Annotated in this window: 14 protein-coding genes; 5 read left to right on the top strand and 9 right to left on the bottom strand. The window is 73.5% G+C overall.

Annotated features, from left to right (window positions below):
• Positions 1-7 precede the first annotated feature (7 nt).
• The 3 genes from MTQ01_RS06700 to MTQ01_RS06690 are packed head-to-tail and all read right to left on the bottom strand — an operon-like array spanning position 8 to position 2678.
• A complete protein-coding gene (locus tag MTQ01_RS06700; RefSeq protein WP_247487408.1) occupies positions 8-739 on the bottom strand; it encodes a methyltransferase domain-containing protein in 732 nt (243 codons plus the stop codon).
• Positions 736-1971 (bottom strand): lycopene cyclase family protein, encoded by a 1236-nt coding sequence (locus MTQ01_RS06695; protein ID WP_247487406.1) that lies wholly within the window; start codon positions 1969-1971, stop codon positions 736-738. The genes MTQ01_RS06700 and MTQ01_RS06695 overlap by 4 nt, the downstream gene beginning before the upstream one ends.
• On the bottom strand, positions 1968-2678 hold the full coding sequence (locus tag MTQ01_RS06690) for an SDR family oxidoreductase (RefSeq protein ID WP_247487404.1): 711 nt from the start codon (positions 2676-2678) through the stop codon (positions 1968-1970). The genes MTQ01_RS06695 and MTQ01_RS06690 overlap by 4 nt, the downstream gene beginning before the upstream one ends.
• A 722-nt stretch (positions 2679-3400) precedes the next feature.
• On the opposite strand from MTQ01_RS06690, the gene MTQ01_RS06685 reads away from it, so the two are divergent.
• From MTQ01_RS06685 to MTQ01_RS06670, 4 genes are all read left to right on the top strand, one after another.
• Positions 3401-4942: a xanthine dehydrogenase small subunit gene (locus tag MTQ01_RS06685; protein WP_247487401.1), complete on the top strand. Its 1542-nt coding sequence runs from the start codon at positions 3401-3403 to the stop codon at positions 4940-4942.
• Entirely contained in the window at positions 4939-7353 is a 2415-nt protein-coding gene (gene xdhB, locus MTQ01_RS06680; RefSeq protein WP_247487399.1) for a xanthine dehydrogenase molybdopterin binding subunit, read from the top strand. The genes MTQ01_RS06685 and xdhB overlap by 4 nt, the downstream gene beginning before the upstream one ends.
• 1 nt (position 7354) lies before the next feature.
• Entirely contained in the window at positions 7355-8176 is an 822-nt protein-coding gene (xdhC, locus tag MTQ01_RS06675) for a xanthine dehydrogenase accessory protein XdhC (protein ID WP_247487397.1), read from the top strand.
• A gap of 400 nt (positions 8177-8576) precedes the next feature.
• Positions 8577-10082 (top strand): cryptochrome/photolyase family protein, encoded by a 1506-nt coding sequence (locus MTQ01_RS06670; RefSeq protein ID WP_247487395.1) that lies wholly within the window; start codon positions 8577-8579, stop codon positions 10080-10082.
• 168 nt (positions 10083-10250) lie between these two features.
• Here the strand turns inward: MTQ01_RS06670 and MTQ01_RS06665 are convergent, their stop codons facing one another.
• The 6 genes from MTQ01_RS06665 to MTQ01_RS06640 all read right to left on the bottom strand — a co-directional run bounded on the left by MTQ01_RS06665 (position 10251) and on the right by MTQ01_RS06640 (position 15503).
• Positions 10251-10754 carry a nucleoside deaminase gene (locus MTQ01_RS06665; protein ID WP_247487393.1) on the bottom strand — a complete coding sequence of 168 codons (504 nt, stop codon included), beginning with the start codon at positions 10752-10754 and terminating at the stop codon, positions 10251-10253.
• Between the two features lie 695 nt (positions 10755-11449).
• Positions 11450-11605 (bottom strand): DUF6131 family protein, encoded by a 156-nt coding sequence (locus MTQ01_RS06660; protein WP_211042610.1) that lies wholly within the window; start codon positions 11603-11605, stop codon positions 11450-11452.
• Between the two features lie 229 nt (positions 11606-11834).
• Entirely contained in the window at positions 11835-12215 is a 381-nt protein-coding gene (gene crcB, locus MTQ01_RS06655; RefSeq protein ID WP_247487391.1) for a fluoride efflux transporter CrcB, read from the bottom strand.
• 73 nt (positions 12216-12288) lie between these two features.
• Positions 12289-12852, bottom strand: coding sequence for a fluoride efflux transporter CrcB (gene crcB / locus MTQ01_RS06650; protein ID WP_247487389.1), 564 nt, complete (start codon positions 12850-12852; stop codon positions 12289-12291).
• A 93-nt stretch (positions 12853-12945) separates the two neighbouring features.
• Positions 12946-14388 (bottom strand): serine hydrolase, encoded by a 1443-nt coding sequence (locus tag MTQ01_RS06645; protein WP_247487387.1) that lies wholly within the window; start codon positions 14386-14388, stop codon positions 12946-12948.
• A 188-nt stretch (positions 14389-14576) separates the two neighbouring features.
• Entirely contained in the window at positions 14577-15503 is a 927-nt protein-coding gene (locus tag MTQ01_RS06640) for a hypothetical protein (RefSeq protein WP_247487386.1), read from the bottom strand.
• Between MTQ01_RS06640 and MTQ01_RS06635 the strand changes: the two genes are divergently transcribed.
• On the top strand, positions 15450-16091 hold the full coding sequence (locus MTQ01_RS06635) for a hypothetical protein (protein WP_247487383.1): 642 nt from the start codon (positions 15450-15452) through the stop codon (positions 16089-16091). The genes MTQ01_RS06640 and MTQ01_RS06635 overlap by 54 nt on opposite strands.
• The last annotated feature ends 155 nt before the right edge of the window (positions 16092-16246 follow it).

Raw genomic sequence — 16246 nt, 5'->3', positions numbered from 1 at the left:
GAGGCCCTCACCGGGCTCTCTCCGGTGCAGCGGCCGGGCCGTTGCAGGCGAGGAAGGTGTGCACGACGCCGGTCTGCCACCCGGCGGCGGGCGCGGCCCGCACGCCGGTGAACCCCGCACGTGTCAGCCGTTCCGTGAAGGCCGGCACGGTGTCGAAGTCGAGCACGCTGCGCCACAGGTGACGGTAGAGGGCGCGGTCGCCGGTGAGCGTGCCGACCGGGATGATGACGCCCCGGCACACAGCCGTCCACAGGGCTCGATGCACGGCGGCGCCGCTGAGGCTGTACTCGTGCACGGCGAGCCGCCCGCCCGGCCGCAGCAGGTTCCGTGCGGACGCGAGCACCCGGTCCGGGGTGGTGACGTTGCGGAACAGATAGCCGGCGAAGACGGCGTCGAACGGAACCTCCTCCGCCGCTTCCACTTCCTCGGCGGCCAGGTGCGAGAAGCGCACTCGCGCGGGCCACTTCTTGGCCCGCGCCCGCCGCAGCATCCCCGGTGAGGCGTCGACAGCCGTGATCGAGGCGTACGGCGCGGCCCGCAGCAGGGCCCGGGTGGAGGCGCCGGTGCCGCAGCCGAGGTCGAGCACGCGCAGGCCCGCGCCCTTGCCGGGCAGCCGGAGCCGACGTGCCGAGCGCAGGAGGTCGGTCCGGTATCCGGGATTGAGAGCGGTGAGGAGATCGTAGGTGTGCGACGCATCGTCGAAGGCGCGGGCCAGGGCCTCGTCGCGCAGCGGCGTCACGGGGTGCCCTCCACGCGTCGAGTGGCAGCTCCGGGCACCCGGTGGGAGCGGCGGGGCACGAAGGGAAGCTCGACGGCGGAGCGCAGCATCGGACCCACCGGGCAGCGCAGCCCGACGGCCAGTTCCTCCCACGGTGCCGTAGCACCGTCGAGGAAGCGCAGCAGGCGATACGGCGGCGTGAGCCGGAACAGCCGGGTGAAGAACTCGGGGCCCTCGATCCTTCCGCTGTCCAGCGCGCGCAGCAGCACCGCGTCCATCGCCAGCGCGCGCCGCCGATGGGGCGGGGGCACGACCGCACGGCCGTCGCGCAGGCCGGCGACGATGGCGCGGCTCTGCCGCTGCACGGCGGAGAAGGTGTAGCCGGTTGCGGGGCGAGTGGCGCCGCCCGCGGTGCCGATCCGGAACACACCGCGCCCGACCCGGCGGGGAAAGCGTGCGTCCGTCATGGGGATGACGCCCTGCTCCACCTCTTCCACGGAGCAGCCACCAAGGCGCAGGATGCGGCGACAGTAGTGGCCCAGCGCCGCCTCGTACTCCTCGCCGGACAGCGGCGTCCGGGAGAAGACGGTGTACTCGACGAGAGCCTGGCGGGGCGTCACCGGGAGGACGTAGCCGAAGGCGAGCCCTTGGCGGGGCTGCGGTACCCGAAAGTCCATCAGATTCGCGATCGTGGGGTCGAACCGGTCGGTCTCGGTGCGCACGAACCATCCGCGGAAGTGCTGGAGCAACTGCGTCCTGGCCGGCGGCAGTGCGCGCAGCGGTCGGGAGTCGAACACGTGCCGAGCGCGCAGTGTCAGCGCCCGGCCGCCGGGCGTCGTGCACTGGACCTCCGCTCCGTCGGCCACCTCGCGCACCCTTTCCACCGTCGCCCGCACCACGCGTCCGCCGGGGGATCGGGACAGCCGGGCGTGCACCAACCGCTCGAACGCCGCCGACCTCAGCATGCGATAACGCAATGGCTCGGGGCTGATCGTCACCGCTTCGCCATCGGCGCCGTGCACCCGCAGCCGGGACCAAGTGGCGCTTACCGCCTCCTCGAAGTCGCCGACGCCCTCGTCCCAGTAGCACCAAGTCCGCTCGGGCGGGCGCAGCGGACCGTCCGGCGCCTCCACCACCGTCACGAGGGAGGAACCGGTCGCGAGCAGCTCGTGCGCCAGGCTGAGCCCGGCCGCACCGCCGCCCACGATGAGGACATCGGACGTAGCGATTGCACCGCGCGGCAGGCGGCTCACCGGGCCCGCCGTTCCACGACGGCCGAGCCGTCAGGGCCTGTCCGTACGAGTTCGGCGCCCGTCGACAGCGCCTCCGCGACCGCCGCGACGACTTCTCGGAGGTCGGCGCCCGCGGGCAGTGGCGGTGCGGTGCCCGCGACCGGCCGGTCGGCGAAACCGGTGTCGATGTGGCCCGGCCGGACGTCGAGCACCTGGATGTCAACGCCACGTGCCTCGCGGCGAACGGCGCCGAGCCAGGCGCTGAGCGCGGCCTTGGACGCGCTGTAGTCGGCCATCCCCGGCTGTGGGCGCTCCCCCACCACACCGGTCAGCGCGACAATCGCCGAACCGGGGCCCATGGTGCTCAGTGCGGCGCGGAAGAACGCGGCGGGTGCCAGCACGTTCACCGCCATCAGATGCTCCGCGACCTCGTCGCCCACCTCGGTGCCACTGCCGAAGGCCACCGTTCCGAACGCCGTCACGACGGCGTCGAGGCCACCCAGTGCGGCGGCTGCCGCCTGCACCGCGCGAACGCAGGACGAGGGATCGTACGCGTCGAAGACGACGGTCGGCGCGTCCTGGCACGCCGAGGAAGCGGTGGCCAGACGGCCCGGGTCACGTCCGGCCAGCACCAGCTCGGCGCCCCGGCCGGCCAGTTCGGCGGTCAGCGCAGCCCCAAGGACGCCGGTGGCGCCGGCCACCAGCACGCGCGAGCCCCTGATGTCCATGTCCTACTCCGAATCCCTGCCGCAGGTCACAAGGCACCACCACACTGCCCCCTATGTCCGTGTTTGACACGTTGCCATGGCCGAGCTGCGACAGCAAAGGGCGGTGAGGATCCGTCAGTGCGTCACGAAGGCACGGCGTACGGCGCACGGCGCACGGCCTCCGGCCGACGGACGCGCCCTCCCCTCCTCCCGGTCGGCGAACGTGACGCCGTCCGGATCGTCCCGTCGACGACATCGACGTGGTGGCCGTGTCCGAGGCCCGGTGAATTCGACAGAGGGCGGGCGGTGCCTGTCGGGGCTGCGCGCATTTGCACGTTCGAACAATTCAGGGAGATATACGCGACCGGATGATTGGAGGTTCGACCAGAGGGTGGTGCGGGTGTGTGGGCGGTCTTGACGGTGGGGCGGGTGCGGCCTAGGTTCGGGCCGACTGGTTCATGAGCTGCCGAAGGAGGCGACGTCGGATGAACACCCTCTCCGACCTGCACCGCCTCGCGCAGCAGACCGCCTGGGTCCCTGGCCGCGTCGCGCACGGCCACTAGCCGCGCGACGCCTTCCGCCCTGCCCGTACGCGGCCCCGCCTCTTTTCGTTCTGCCGTCACCGCCCGCGATCTTCCGTCGCGCGCCGACGCGTGTCCGGGCCGCGCCGCCGAAACAGAAATCTGCTTTTGAATGGCGAATAGAATATTCAGTACGAGCGCGCTCCGAAATGAGGATCTGCGATGGTAGCGGCCCGGATCACGGTCAATGGGAAAGAGACTCCGCTTTCCCCGTCCGCACCGCATGTGACGGCTCTCGATTTCCTGCGGGACCGCGGACTCACCGGGAGCAAGGAGGGCTGCGCCGAGGGCGAGTGCGGCGCCTGTTCGATCATGGTGGCCCGCCCGGGGACGGACAAGCCGACGGACTGGGTGCCGATCAACGCCTGCCTGGTCCCGGCAGCGGCGTTGGACGGCCAGGAGGTCGTCACCTCGGAGGGTCTGGCCACGGCCGGTGAGGCCGGCGCCCCGCCCGAACTGCACCCGGTGCAGCGGGAGATGGCGATGCGCGGCGGTTCCCAGTGCGGCTACTGCACGCCGGGTTTCGTGTGCAGCATGGCCGCGGAGTACTACCGCCCCGACCGGTGCGCGCACGCGCAGCCGGACGGCGCGGGCGTACAGCCGGCCGGCCAAGACGGCGCGGGCGTACCGCAGAACGGCGCGCAGGCGCAGGGCGGCGGGGACGGCGAGCACGGGCCGAACGGTTTCGATCTGCATGCGCTGAGCGGCAACCTCTGCCGCTGCACCGGCTACCGGCCGATTCGCGACGCCGCGTTCGCCGTCGGCGCTCCGCAGGAGGACGATCCGCTGGCCCGGCGCCGCGAGCAGGCGCCGCCGGAGCCCGTCGCCACCGAGTACACCCGCGACGACAGTGCGTTCCTGCGGCCCGCCGACCTCCCTCGGGCGCTGCGGCTGCTGCGCGAGCGGCCCGAGGCGGTGGTGGTCGCCGGCAGTACCGACTGGGGCGTGGAGGTCAACATCCGCTCGCGCCGGGCCGAGTGCGTGGTGGCGATCGACCGGCTGCCGGAGATGCGCGAGCTGCGCACGGAGGGCGACCACCTGGAGATCGGGGCGGCGCTGACGCTGACCGAGATCGAACGCCTACTGGAGGGCACCGTCGACGGCGGCGTACCGCTGCTCGCGGAGCTGTTCCCGCAGTTCGCGTCCCGACTGATCCGCAACGGCGCGACGCTCGGCGGCAATCTGGGCACCGGCTCCCCCATCGGCGACAGCCCGCCGGTGCTGCTCGCGCTGGAGGCGTCGCTGGTGCTCAGCGACGCCGACGGGGAGCGTGTGGTCCCGCTGGCGGAGTACTTCACCGGTTACCGGCAGAGCGTGCGCCGGCCGGACGAGTTGATCCGCGCGGTGCGGATCCCGCTGCCGCTGTCGCCGGTGACCGCGTTCCACAAGATCGCCAAGCGGCGGTTCGACGACATCTCCAGCGTGGCGGTCGCCGTCGCGCTGGACATCCGGGAGGGGGTCGTACGCCGCGCACGCATCGGGCTGGGCGGTGTGGCGGCCACGCCGATCCGTGCTCTGGCGGCCGAAGCGGCGCTGGAGGGCGAGCGGTGGACGGCCGCGACCGTCGAGTCCGCGGCCGAGATCCTCGGCTCGCAGGGGACCCCGATGAGCGACCACCGCGCCAGCGCGGAGTACCGGGCCGCGATGCTCGGTCAGAGCCTGCGGAAGCTGTACGCACAGACGAACGAGGCGGTGCCGTCATGAGTCATCTTTCCCAGCGCCCCGAAGCACCCGTGGTGGGTGTGTCGATGCCGCACGAGAGCGCCGCGCTGCACGTGACCGGTGCCGCGCTCTACACCGACGACCTCGTCCACCGCACCAAGGACGTGCTGCACGCCTATCCGGTGCAGGTGATGAAGGCCCACGGCCGTGTCACCGCGCTGGACACCGGGCCGGCGCTCGCGGTGCCCGGTGTCGTGCGGGTGTTGACGGCGGCCGATGTGCCGGGCGAGAACGACGCCGGGATGAAGCACGACGAGCCGCTCTTCCCCGAGGAGGTCATGTTCCACGGCCACGCGGTGGCCTGGGTGATCGGCGAGAGCCTGGAGGCGGCGCGGCTCGGTGCCGCCGCAGTCGGGGTGGAGATCGACGAGCTGCCCGCCCTGGTCACCCTGTCGGACGCGATCGCCGCGGACAGCTACCACGGCGCCAAACCGCTGATGGAGACCGGCGACACCGCCGCCGGGTTCGCCGAGTCGGCCCACGTCTTCACCGGGGAGTTCGAGTTCGCCGGGCAGGAGCACTTCTATCTGGAGACGCACGCGGCGCTCGCCCAGGTCGACGAGAACGGGCAGGTCTTCGTCCAGAGCAGCACCCAGCACCCCTCGGAGACGCAGGAGATCGTCTCGCACGTGCTGGGTGTGCCGGCGCACGAGGTGACCGTCCAGTGCCTGCGCATGGGCGGCGGTTTCGGCGGCAAGGAGATGCAGCCGCACGGCTTCGCGGCGGTCGCGGCGCTCGGCGCCAAGCTGACCGGCCGCCCCGTACGGTTCCGGCTCAACCGCACGCAGGACCTGACGATGTCCGGCAAGCGGCACGGTTTCCACGCCACGTGGCGGATCGGCTTCGACACCGAGGGCCGCATCCAGGCCCTGGAGGCGACGCTGACCGCCGACGGCGGCTGGAGCCTGGACCTGTCCGAGCCGGTCCTCGCCCGCGCGCTGTGCCACATCGACAACACCTACTGGATCCCGAACGCGCGCGTCGCCGGGCGCATCGCGAGGACCAACATGGTCTCCAACACCGCTTTCCGGGGCTTCGGCGGACCGCAGGGCATGCTGGTGATCGAGGACATCCTCGGTCGCTGCGCGCCCCGACTGGGCCTGGACGCAACGGAGTTGCGCGAGCGCAACTTCTACCGGCCAGGCCTCGGCCAGACCACGCCGTACGGGCAGCCGGTCACCCAGGCCGAGCGGATCACGGCCGTCTGGGAGCAGGTCAAGGAGAACGCCGGCCTCGCCGACCGCAGGCGCGAGGTGGCCGCCTTCAACGCGGCGCACCCGCACACCAAGCGGGCCCTCGCGGTCACCGGCGTCAAGTTCGGCATCTCCTTCAACCTCACCGCCTTCAACCAGGGCGGCGCGCTGGTGCTGATCTACAAGGACGGCTCGGTCCTCATCAACCACGGCGGCACCGAGATGGGCCAGGGCCTGCACACCAAGATGCTCCAGGTGGCGGCGACCACGCTGGGCATCCCGCTGGAGCGGGTGCGGCTCGCCCCGACCCGTACCGACAAGGTGCCCAACACCTCGGCCACCGCGGCCAGTTCGGGCACCGACCTGAACGGCGGCGCGATCAAGAACGCCTGCGAGCAGCTGCGCGAACGCCTCCTCCAGGTGGCCGGCTCCCAGCTCGGCGCCAACGCCTCGGACGTACGCATCACCGGCGGCGTCGCCCGTGCCCTGGGCAGCGACACGGAGTTGGCCTGGAACGACCTGGTGCGCACGGCCTACTTCCAGCGGGTGCAGCTGTCGGCGTCCGGCTACTACCGGACCGAGGGGCTGCACTGGGACGCGAAGACCTTCCGGGGCACGCCGTTCAAGTACTTCGCCATCGGCGCGGCCGTGGCAGAGGTGGAGGTCGACGGCTTCACCGGCGCGTACCGGCTGCGGCGGGTGGACATCGTGCACGACGTCGGCGACAGCATCTCCCCGCTGATCGACATCGGTCAGGTCGAGGGCGGGTTCGTGCAGGGCGCCGGCTGGCTGACGCTGGAGGAGCTGCGCTGGGACACCGGCGACGGCCCGAACCGCGGCCGGCTGCTGACCCAGGCGGCGAGCACGTACAAGCTGCCGAGCTTCTCCGAGATGCCCGAGGAGTTCAACGTGGCGCTGCTGGAGAACGCCACCGAGGAAGGCGCGGTGTACGGGTCGAAGGCGGTGGGCGAGCCCCCGCTGATGCTGGCGTTCTGCGTGCGGGAGGCGCTGCGGGAGGCCGCGGCGGCCTTCGGGCCCGAGGGGGTCGGCGTCGACCTCGCCTCGCCCGCCACTCCGGAGGCGGTCTACTGGGCGGTCGAGTCGGCCCGCGCCGCGCACGGGCAGGTTCGGGCATCGTCCGGGGACGGTCGTGCCGGCGAGGTTCTGACCAGCGAAACCGGCGCACTGAGCAGTGCCTGAGATGAGCTGGGTGTCCGCGGTCGCACGGTTGCGGGCACGCCGGGAGCCCGGCGTGCTCGTGACCGTGGCGACGGTGCGCGGCCACGCTCCCCGTCGCGCCGGGGCCAAACTCGTGGTGGGTCGGGAGGAGTCCTGGGGCTCGATCGGCGGCGGCAACATCGAGGCCGTCGCGATCGACCGGGCCCGCGAGCTGATCGACGCGGCCGAACCGGAGCCGGAGCTGATGGAGTTCGCCCTCAACGACAAGGTCGGCAACGCGCACGGCGTGCAGTGCTGCGGAGGCGTCGTCTCGGTCCTGCTGGAGCCGCTGCCGGTGGTACCGGCGGTGGCGGTGTTCGGCGTCGGGCACGTCGGGCTGGAGCTGGCACGGGTGCTGACCCGGCACAGCCTCGACCTGCACCTGGTCGACAGCCGGCCGGAGATGCTCACCGACGAACGGCTCGCGGTGCTGGCGGACGCGGTGGCCCAGGTCCGGGTGCACCACACGCCGCTGCTGCCGGAGGAGGTGCTGGCCGAACTCCCCCCGGGCGCCCATGTGTTGATCATGACTCATGACCACGCCGAGGACGCCGCGCTGGTCGACGCCGCGCTGCGCACCAGCGGCCTCGGCTCGATCGGACTGATCGGATCGTCGGCCAAATGGGCACGTTTCCGCCGCCGGTTGGCCACCGAGGGCGGCCACGAGGAGGCCGAGATCGACCGGGTCAGGACTCCGATAGGAATGCCCGGCATCACCGGCAAGGAGCCCGCGACCATCGCGGTGAGCGTCGCGGCGGACCTGCTGCGGACCTTCGAGGAAGAGCGCGCCGCCGAATCGCCGTAGCCGGAGGCGGCCCACGGAGGCGTACGGCGGCGGGGCGTACGAGGTGGTGGCGTACGCCGGAGCGTACGAGGCGGCGTACGGGGACGGGTGCGGCCCCACGGCTCGCTCCGGTACGGGTCCGGTCCGCCGCGGGCTCGTCCCGAACCTCCCCCCCTGCTCGCGACTGTCCGGCCGCCGGTCCGCGCGGAGGCGCGTCCGGGACGGGTACGGCTGGCAGTATCCGCGGCAGGGGAAACGCGGTGTTTCGTCCGTTGTGTCGGCCCACTCGGCCGATTCCGTGCCCGGAGCCACGACCGAGGTCGGCGGTGGTGCGCCGCCCGCAGCGGTGCGGGCGGTGTCACCTTCGGCGCCGCGGGCCCGCGCGGGCCGTCCCCGTACGCCGACCGGAAGGGGACACCACGTGGAGACGCCGCACTGGCTCTTCGGCGACCAGCTCGGACCGCACTTCACCGCGCCCGGCGGGGACGGGCCGCGGACAACCTCGCCGGTGGTGATGATCGAGGCGCGGTCGGTGTTCCGACGGCGGCGCTTCCACCGGGCCAAGGCCCATCTGGTGCTGTCCGCGATGCGGCACCGGGCGGCCGAACTCGGCGAGCGGGTGCGGTACGTACGGGCGCGGACGTACCGGGAGGGGCTGCGGGAGGCCGTCGGCGACGCGGAGGTCACCGTGCACCGGCCGACCTCGCGGGCGGCGCTGGACCTGGTGTCGGCGCTGCCGAACGTAAGGGTTCTGGCCGAGCGCGGATTCCTCGTGCCCCGGGAGGAGTTCGGGCAGTGGGTCGCCGGGCGGTCCGACACCCAGTTGCGGCAGGAGGACTTCTATCGCTGGGTCCGTCGCCGGCACGGGCTGCTGATGGAGGGGGACGAACCGGTCGGTGGACGCTGGAACCTCGACCACGACAACCGGCTCCCACCGCCCACGGGTGCACAGCGGCTGGACACGCCCGCGCCGTACCGACCGCGTGAGGACGCGATCGACGAGGAGGTGCGCGCGGACCTGGACCGCTGGGAGCGCGAGGGGGAGGTGGAGTTCGTCGGCCGCGACGGGCCGCGGCTCTTCCCCGCCGACCGGCGGGAGGCACGTGCCGCGCTGCGCCGCTTCCTCACGCATCGACTGCCGGACTTCGGGGCGTACGAGGACGCGGTGCTCGCCGCCGACCCGGTGATGAGCCACAGCCTGCTCTCCTCCTCCCTCAACCTGGGGCTGCTGGACCCGTGGGAGTGCGTGGCCGGGGCCGAGGAGGCGTGGCGGGCAGGAGAGGCGCCGCTGAACAGCGTGGAGGGCTTCGTTCGCCAGATCGCGGGTTGGCGCGAGTACGTGTGGCAGCTCTACTGGCACTTCGGCGAGGAGTACCGGGACCGCAACGCGCTCCACCACACGGCCGAACTCCCCGGCTGGTTCCTGGAGTTGGACGCCGATGCGGTGACCGCACGCTGTCTTTCCACGGTGCTCGCGCAGGTGCGGGACACCGGTTGGACGCACCACATCCCGCGTCTGATGGTGCTCGGCAGCCATGCGCTCCAGTCGGGCTGGGACCCGCGCGCGGTGACCGACTGGTTCCACCGGTGCTTCGTCGACGGCTACGACTGGGTGATGCTCCCCAACGTCGTCGGGATGTCGCAGTACGCCGACGGCGGCCGGATGACCACCAAGCCGTACACCTCGGGCGGCGCGTACCTGAACCGGATGACCGACCTGTGCGGGCCGTGCGCCTACCGTCCCGACCGTCGCACCGGCGAGCGGGCCTGCCCGTTCACCGCGGGCTACTGGGCGTTCCTGCACCGGCACCGCGAGCGGCTGGTCCACAATCCGAGGATGGCTCGGCCGGTGCACGGCCTGGACCGGTTGTCCGACCTGGACGAGCTGCTGCGCGAGCACCGGCGGAACGCCGGCCGTACGCCCTGAGCCCCGGCCCGCCGTTCGGTCGGCCCTGTCGCCCCGCCGTTTCCGGCGCCACGACCCGCCACCGTCGGCGCCCCGGCTCCGCCGCCCGTTGCGCCGTCGGTACGGCGGTGGGCGGCGGAGGCTGGTCCGGACGACGGGAGCGAGCGGCGGATGCGGGCGGCGCCGGGCTCAGTAGTCGATACGGTCCGGCTTGGCGAGCCAGGCGTCGAACGGGGCCGTGCGGTTGGGCAGTTCGAGCTGCTCGATCCCGGTCGGCCACTGCGACTGCGGACGCTTCTCGAAGAGGTCGTAGAACTTGCGGTCGTCGAAACCGGCCACCGCGGCGTCGTCCCGGTCCGCCGCGTACACGATCCGGTCCACCCGCGCCCACAGCGCGGAGGAGAGGCACATCGGGCAGGGCTCGCAGGAGGTGACCAGCACACACCCCTGGAGCGAGAAGGTGTTGAGCTTCTGGCAGGCGGCGCGCATGGCGCTGACCTCGGCGTGTGCGGTGGGGTCGAGGTTCGCGGTGACCTGGTTGCTGCCGAGGGCGACCACTTCACCGCCCCTGGCGACCAGGGCGCCGAACGGGCCCCCGCCGTCCGCCACGCTGGCGGTGGCGATGCTGATCGCCTCGTCCAGCCAGGCGCGTTCGAGCTGCTGGGCGTTGGTTTCCGGAGTGTGCGCGGTCACGGTCACTTCTTTCGCAGAGGCGGGCAGGGGCGGAGTACGGGCCGGGCGTACGGACGACGCGGGCGAGCCGGGCGGGACGTGCGCCGTGGTGGGCGAACGGTCCGTACGGCCGTGGGAGTTGCCGCGCCGGAGGTCCGGGCGCTCGGACCTCCGTCCGCACCGGTCGCGCCGCACGGCGGCCGGTGTGGCGGCGGAGTTCCGCGGTGCTCGGGCCGCGGCGCACCGGGGCGTTCCGCGGGTGTGAGGAGTCGGAGGTCGTGGAAGCCGGGGGCTTCGAAGTCGGAAGGTGGGCGGAGTGGGAGGGGTACGAGGAGTACACAGTCATCCGGCGGGGACCGGCCAGGGGCGGAAGACATGAAGAGACCAGCGGGCCGGGACCGGCTCTTCGTGGATTGCTACAAGAGTGCTCCCACCGCCGGCCCCGCCTCCTGTCGGCGCGCACACGGCGGCGGAAGACACGCGCACCGCCGACGGGCGGCCCCGTACCGGCGCCGGCCCGGACCGCCCCGTACGCCTCCGCACGAACGGCGGGCTGTCGAGCACCCGGCCTGCCGCGGAGCCTGCCCGGCCTCCTCGGCAGTGGCCCAGCACACGGGAACGGCCCGCCACGCGGACCGGGCGGGCCCGATGAAGGGCTTCCGGTGCGTGGCGGGCCGTCGTGGCGTCGGGACGTTCCGCGCCTGGCGGGGGCTCGGTCAGAAGAAGTGCTTTCGGCCGCCGACCGCTCGGCCGGTCGCGCCGAGAACCCACAGAATCGCGCCGATCACGAGGAGGATTCCACCCACCGTGGACAGCAGGGAGATCCCGGCAAGCATGCCGACAATCAGCAGGATGGCACCGAGAATAATCATCTGGGCCCCCTTTCTCTGGGCTTGTGTGCCGCCGTTCGGTACAGGGTGCACCGGGCTCTCCGGTGCTGTGCCACGCTCGGCCGGCGGCCGGCCTCGCGAGCGTCCCTGCTCTCGGCGCCCGTTGTGGCGCCGAGTCTGTCTGGTGCCCCAACCTCCGCGTGTTATGCATTCGTTGCCGAAATCGTCGGCGCACAGCGGGCGACCGTGAACATCTGGCACCAAACCGCCCTCACCACCAGGAATCGGCCGCCACGATCCCCAGATGGAGTGCGGCGAAGCCGGCGCCCACGCTGAGCAGGACGTTGAGGACGGCACTGCCCCGAGCGCCGGACTCGGCCAGCCGCAACGTCTCGTAGGAGAAGGTCGAGTACGTGGTCAGCGCGCCGCACAGCCCCGTACCGAGCAGGAGCCGCAACGAGTCGGAGACCGCGCCGTGGAGCGCGAGACCGGTCAGGACCCCGAGCACCAGGCAACCCGCGACGTTGACGACGAGAGTGCCCCGGGGGAAGGCGGTCCTGTCGCGGCGCCGGCGGCGCTGGACACCGAGGTCGACGAGGTAGCGCAGGGGCGCGCCCACCGCGCCGCCGAGCAGGACGAGCAGCCAGTTCACGGGCGGCGGTCCGCCCGCTCGTGCCGCCGGGCGCCGGGGACGTCGATGTGCGGCGGTCGTCGGTTCGGGGTCGTCATCGGGTCCTCCTGGATCGTGCGGCTGCGCGGGCGCGTCTCCGGGCGGCACCTCGCCGCGTCCCGCGCGCCGGACGGTCCGCCGACGCCTTGCGCCGCGCACGTCGCCGGACGAGGCGGCGGGTGAGCCTGAGGGCGATCGTCACGGCGGCGAGTGCCGCGAGCAGCGTGAGGACGAGGTAGGCGTACGCGGTGCGGGCCCGGCCCTCGTCGAAGAGATGGTGGATGTCGGCGGCGTAGGCGGAGAAGGTCGTGAACCCGCCGAGCACCCCGGTGCCGAGGAACGGCCGCACCAGCGGGTGTACGGACCGCAGTTCGGTGACCAGCACCATGAGCACGCCGATCGCCGCGCAGCCGACGGCGTTCACTCCCAGGGTCGTCCAGGGGAACGCGCCGTCGGCGGTCGGCAGGAGCACTCCGACGCCGTACCGCGCGCAGGCGCCCAGCGCCCCGCCGAGCGAGACCACCGCGACGATCGACAGCTCCGCCCGGCGCGCGGCCGGCGGCGAGCCGACCTCGTGCAGCGGTTCCACCTCGGCCGGGCGCGGCTCGGGTGTGGCCATCGGGTGCGTCTCCTCTCGTCGAGGCGCTCGCCGGGCGGCGGGCGCACGACTGGGCGGGCGTTCGCGCCCGGCGCCGCCGCGCCCGCCTCCCGGTCAGTCCGTCCAGCCGCGACTGCCGCCGGGGACGGGTGCGTCGGGGTCGTAGGGCTTGCGGGTGAAGACGAAGGTGGCCAGATCCAGGTGGCTCACGCTGCCGTCGGGCGCGCGGCACAGCCGCAGGGTCTCGCCCGCGAAGTACCCGTCCAGACCGCGCCAGGTGCCGTCCTCCTCGGGGCTCAGCCGGGTCCGGCGGCCCGGCCCGGAGAGCGGCCCCAGCTCCAGCGCGCGACCCGGCCGCAGGCGCAGTACGAACGGGGCGGCGCCCCAGTACCAGGGACCGGTGAGGGCGACCAGCTCCGGATCGGCGTCCGCCGCGGACAGCGGACGCCACGGCTCCGGGAAGCGGGGCTCGTGCTCCAGCACGATGCGGATCAGATCGCTGCCGGCCGCCATCACCGCGGGCCCCGAGGTGGCGTTGGTGAGCACCACGGCACCGACCCGCTCCTGCGGGTCGACCAGCAGACAGGCCAGGAAGCCGGGCATCGAACCGCTGTGGCCGACGAGCGCGCGCGACGCCTGTTCCGTACCCGGCCAGCCCGGTGGTGTGCGCAGCAGTTGCACGCCGAGCCCGTGGCTCGCGTCCCAGTTGTCGTGCGCGGGCGGGGAGTTGGGGGTGCGCAGCTCGACGAGGGTGTCGGCGGACAGTACGTCCCGGCCGCCGTCACCCGCGAGGAAGGCGGCGAAGCGGGCCAGATCGTCGGTGGTGGACCAGAGCTGACCGGCCGGCGCCATGGTGCCCGTGTCGGCGAGCGGCTCCTCCAGCAGGACGTCCGCCCAGGGCGCGACGGCCCAGCCCCGCACGTGCGGGGCGCGGGGCAGCAAAGTGGTGTTCCGCATGCCGAGCGGCTCCAGCACCTCGCGGCGCAGCGCCTCGAACCAGCCCTCACCGCGCAGCCGTTCGACGAGCGCCCCGAGGTAGGCGTAGCCGGGGTTGCTGTAGTGGTGGCGACGTCCGGGCGGCAGCGGCCGGGGCTCACCGTCGAGCAGATCGCCGAGGTCCGGACGCAGTTCGCCGGGGGTCCGCTCCCACCAGGGACCGCGCGGCTCGGCGGGCACGGCGGCGGTGTGCGCGAGGAGTTGGGCGATCGTCGCGGTGGGGGCCTGAGTGCCGGGCAGATGGCGCTCCAGCGGGTCGGCGAGGTCGATGAGGCCCTCGTCGCGCAGCCGCAGGACGACCACCGCGACCAGCGCCTTGGTCAGGGAGCCGATCCGGTACTGGGTTCCGGGGCCCGGCTCGGGGTCGCACTCGGGGCCGGTGGCGGCGGGGCCGGGCGTCTCCGGGCCCGGGTGCGGTACGGGGCCGGCGCTGCTCCGTGCGCCGCTCCAGACGGTCCGCCCGTCCCGTACGACGGCGGCGACGACGGACGGCGTGCGCCCGTCGGACTGGACGAGTGCGAGACGGTGCGCGAGGGCGCGTTCGGTGGCGGCAAGCAGCATGGCGACGAGGCTACTTGGGCCGGTCGGCATCGTCCGCGACCGGCGGGGCGCGGACGAGCGCCCGGCGGGGCGCGGACGCAGGCCCGCCGGGGACGGCCCCGGCGCCGGGTCCGTGCGCGGGCGCCGGGGCCGTACCCCGGTGCAGGTCCGTACGCGGGCGCGGGGCGGCCGGGGGCGGCGGGGTGCGGTCAGGCGGGCCGCGAACTCCCCCTGCGCGGCAGGAGGTTGGCGACGAGGGCGAGCGTCAGTCCGAGCAGCACCCAGCCGACGAGCACCAGCAGCGGTGCGGTCGTACCCGCTCCGTCGAAGTAGGCGGTGCCGCGCAGCAGGCTGCCGGAGGCACCGGGCGGCAGGAGCTGGCCGAGCGTGGCCCAGCCGCCGGGCAGCCAGTCGTCCCCGGTGGCGAGCCCGGAGAGCGGGTTGCCCAGGAGCATCATCGTGCCGACGCCGGCGCCCAGGCCCGCCATGCCGAGCACGGCGTGCAGACCGAGGAAGGTGTACGACAGGGCCGCCATGCCGAGCGCCAGCCCCAGGGCCTCCGGCACCAGCGGACCGTCCAGGGTGCCGGTCACCCGGGACAGCACGGTGGCGACGGCGAAACCGGCGAACAGCGAGAAGAGCCCGGCACCCACCAGCCGCAGACCGACTCTGCGCCTGCCGGGGAAGAGCTGGAGGAAGCCGACCGCGGGGATGATGCCGCCGAGGATCATCGGCAGTGCCGCGGCGCTGAGCCCGGTGCCCTGCGGGTCGTCCGACGGGAAGGGGGCCAAGTCAGTGACGTCGACGTCCAGTTGGGCCTGCCCGGCGATCGCCTCGCCCATCGCGCGCACCGCGTTGGCCGCGGGCGGTCCGCCGGCGGTGGCCGTGTAGACGGTGACGGCCTGCCTGCCGACGACGAACCCGCCGCTGATCTCGCGGTCCCGCACCGCCCGACGCAGGTCGGCCGGGCTCTCGTACTGCACGAGCTCGGGCCGCGGACCGCCGCCCCGCGCCTCCGGTCCGGACGGCAGCGCGGCGGCCTGGGAACGCAGCACACCGGTCTTCAGATGGTCGGGCCCGCTGTGCGTGGCGGGCAGCGCGAAGGCGAGCAGCATCAGCGTGATGAGGCAGGTCATGGCGACGGCGACGCCCACGACCCGCCCGCCCGTACGCCCCGCGCCGCCACCGCGCCCCGCACCCTCGCCGCGGTCGGCGCCCGTGTCGCGGTCGGCGCCCTCGCCGCGGCCGGCGTGCTCCGTACGGCCCGCCTCGTCCGGCTCGCCCGCGCGACCGGCGCCTCCCGCGAGGCGAGCGCCGTGCAGGCGTGGGAGCTGTTCGTACGGTCGCTGGCGCGGCTGCGTTTCGGCCTGCTGATCCCCACGCTCGCCCGACACCTCGTTCCGATCGTCGAGGACGACACCGAGCTGCTCGCCCTCGCGGAGAAGCGCTACGCGGTGGCCTCCGGCATCTTCGAACGCGCCCAGCAGGCCGGGCACCTGCGGACCGACGTGACGCTGGTCGAGTTGCAGATGATGCTCTCGGCGGTGGCCCGCCCGGTGCCGCGCATGCCGGAGGCGATAGGCAACCGCCTCGTGGAGAGGTTCGTGGAGGTGGTGATCGAGGGCCTGCGGGCCCGACCGGACGCACCGCCACTGCCCGGCGCCCCGGTCCACCGCGAAGAGCTGCTGGCGGCGGTCCGCGCCGAACTCGCCGCCGAGGCGTGACGCCCGCGCCGGCCGCGCACTCCCCGCCCCGCACCGGGCCTCCCGCCGCACACCGGCGCACACGCACCGCCTCCCGGCACGCACGAGGAAGCGTCCCGAACACGCCGCCGCTCAGGGCGTGTTCGGGACGCGGCCATCGGGGTCCGGACGGCCGT

The organism is Streptomyces sp. XM4193, from assembly GCF_023072595.1.
Classification (GTDB): Bacteria; Actinomycetota; Actinomycetes; order Streptomycetales; family Streptomycetaceae; genus Streptomyces.
The sequence above is the reverse complement of the archived record's forward strand: the minus strand, read 5'-3'. Positions and strand labels throughout refer to the sequence as shown.

Excerpts from the sequence above, each read along its gene's own strand:
- MTQ01_RS06690 (WP_247487404.1), bottom strand. The coding sequence starts at position 2,678 with ATGGACATCAGGGGCTCGCGCGTGCTGGTGGCCGGCGCCACCGGCGTC.
- MTQ01_RS06685 (WP_247487401.1), top strand. The coding sequence starts at position 3,401 with ATGGTAGCGGCCCGGATCACGGTCAATGGGAAAGAGACTCCGCTTTCC.
- xdhB (WP_247487399.1), top strand. The coding sequence starts at position 4,939 with ATGAGTCATCTTTCCCAGCGCCCCGAAGCACCCGTGGTGGGTGTGTCG.
- xdhC (WP_247487397.1), top strand. The coding sequence starts at position 7,355 with ATGAGCTGGGTGTCCGCGGTCGCACGGTTGCGGGCACGCCGGGAGCCC.
- MTQ01_RS06660 (WP_211042610.1), bottom strand. The coding sequence starts at position 11,605 with ATGATTATTCTCGGTGCCATCCTGCTGATTGTCGGCATGCTTGCCGGG.
- crcB (WP_247487389.1), bottom strand. The coding sequence starts at position 12,852 with ATGGCCACACCCGAGCCGCGCCCGGCCGAGGTGGAACCGCTGCACGAG.
- MTQ01_RS06645 (WP_247487387.1), bottom strand. The coding sequence starts at position 14,388 with ATGCTGCTTGCCGCCACCGAACGCGCCCTCGCGCACCGTCTCGCACTC.
- MTQ01_RS06640 (WP_247487386.1), bottom strand. The coding sequence starts at position 15,503 with ATGACCTGCCTCATCACGCTGATGCTGCTCGCCTTCGCGCTGCCCGCC.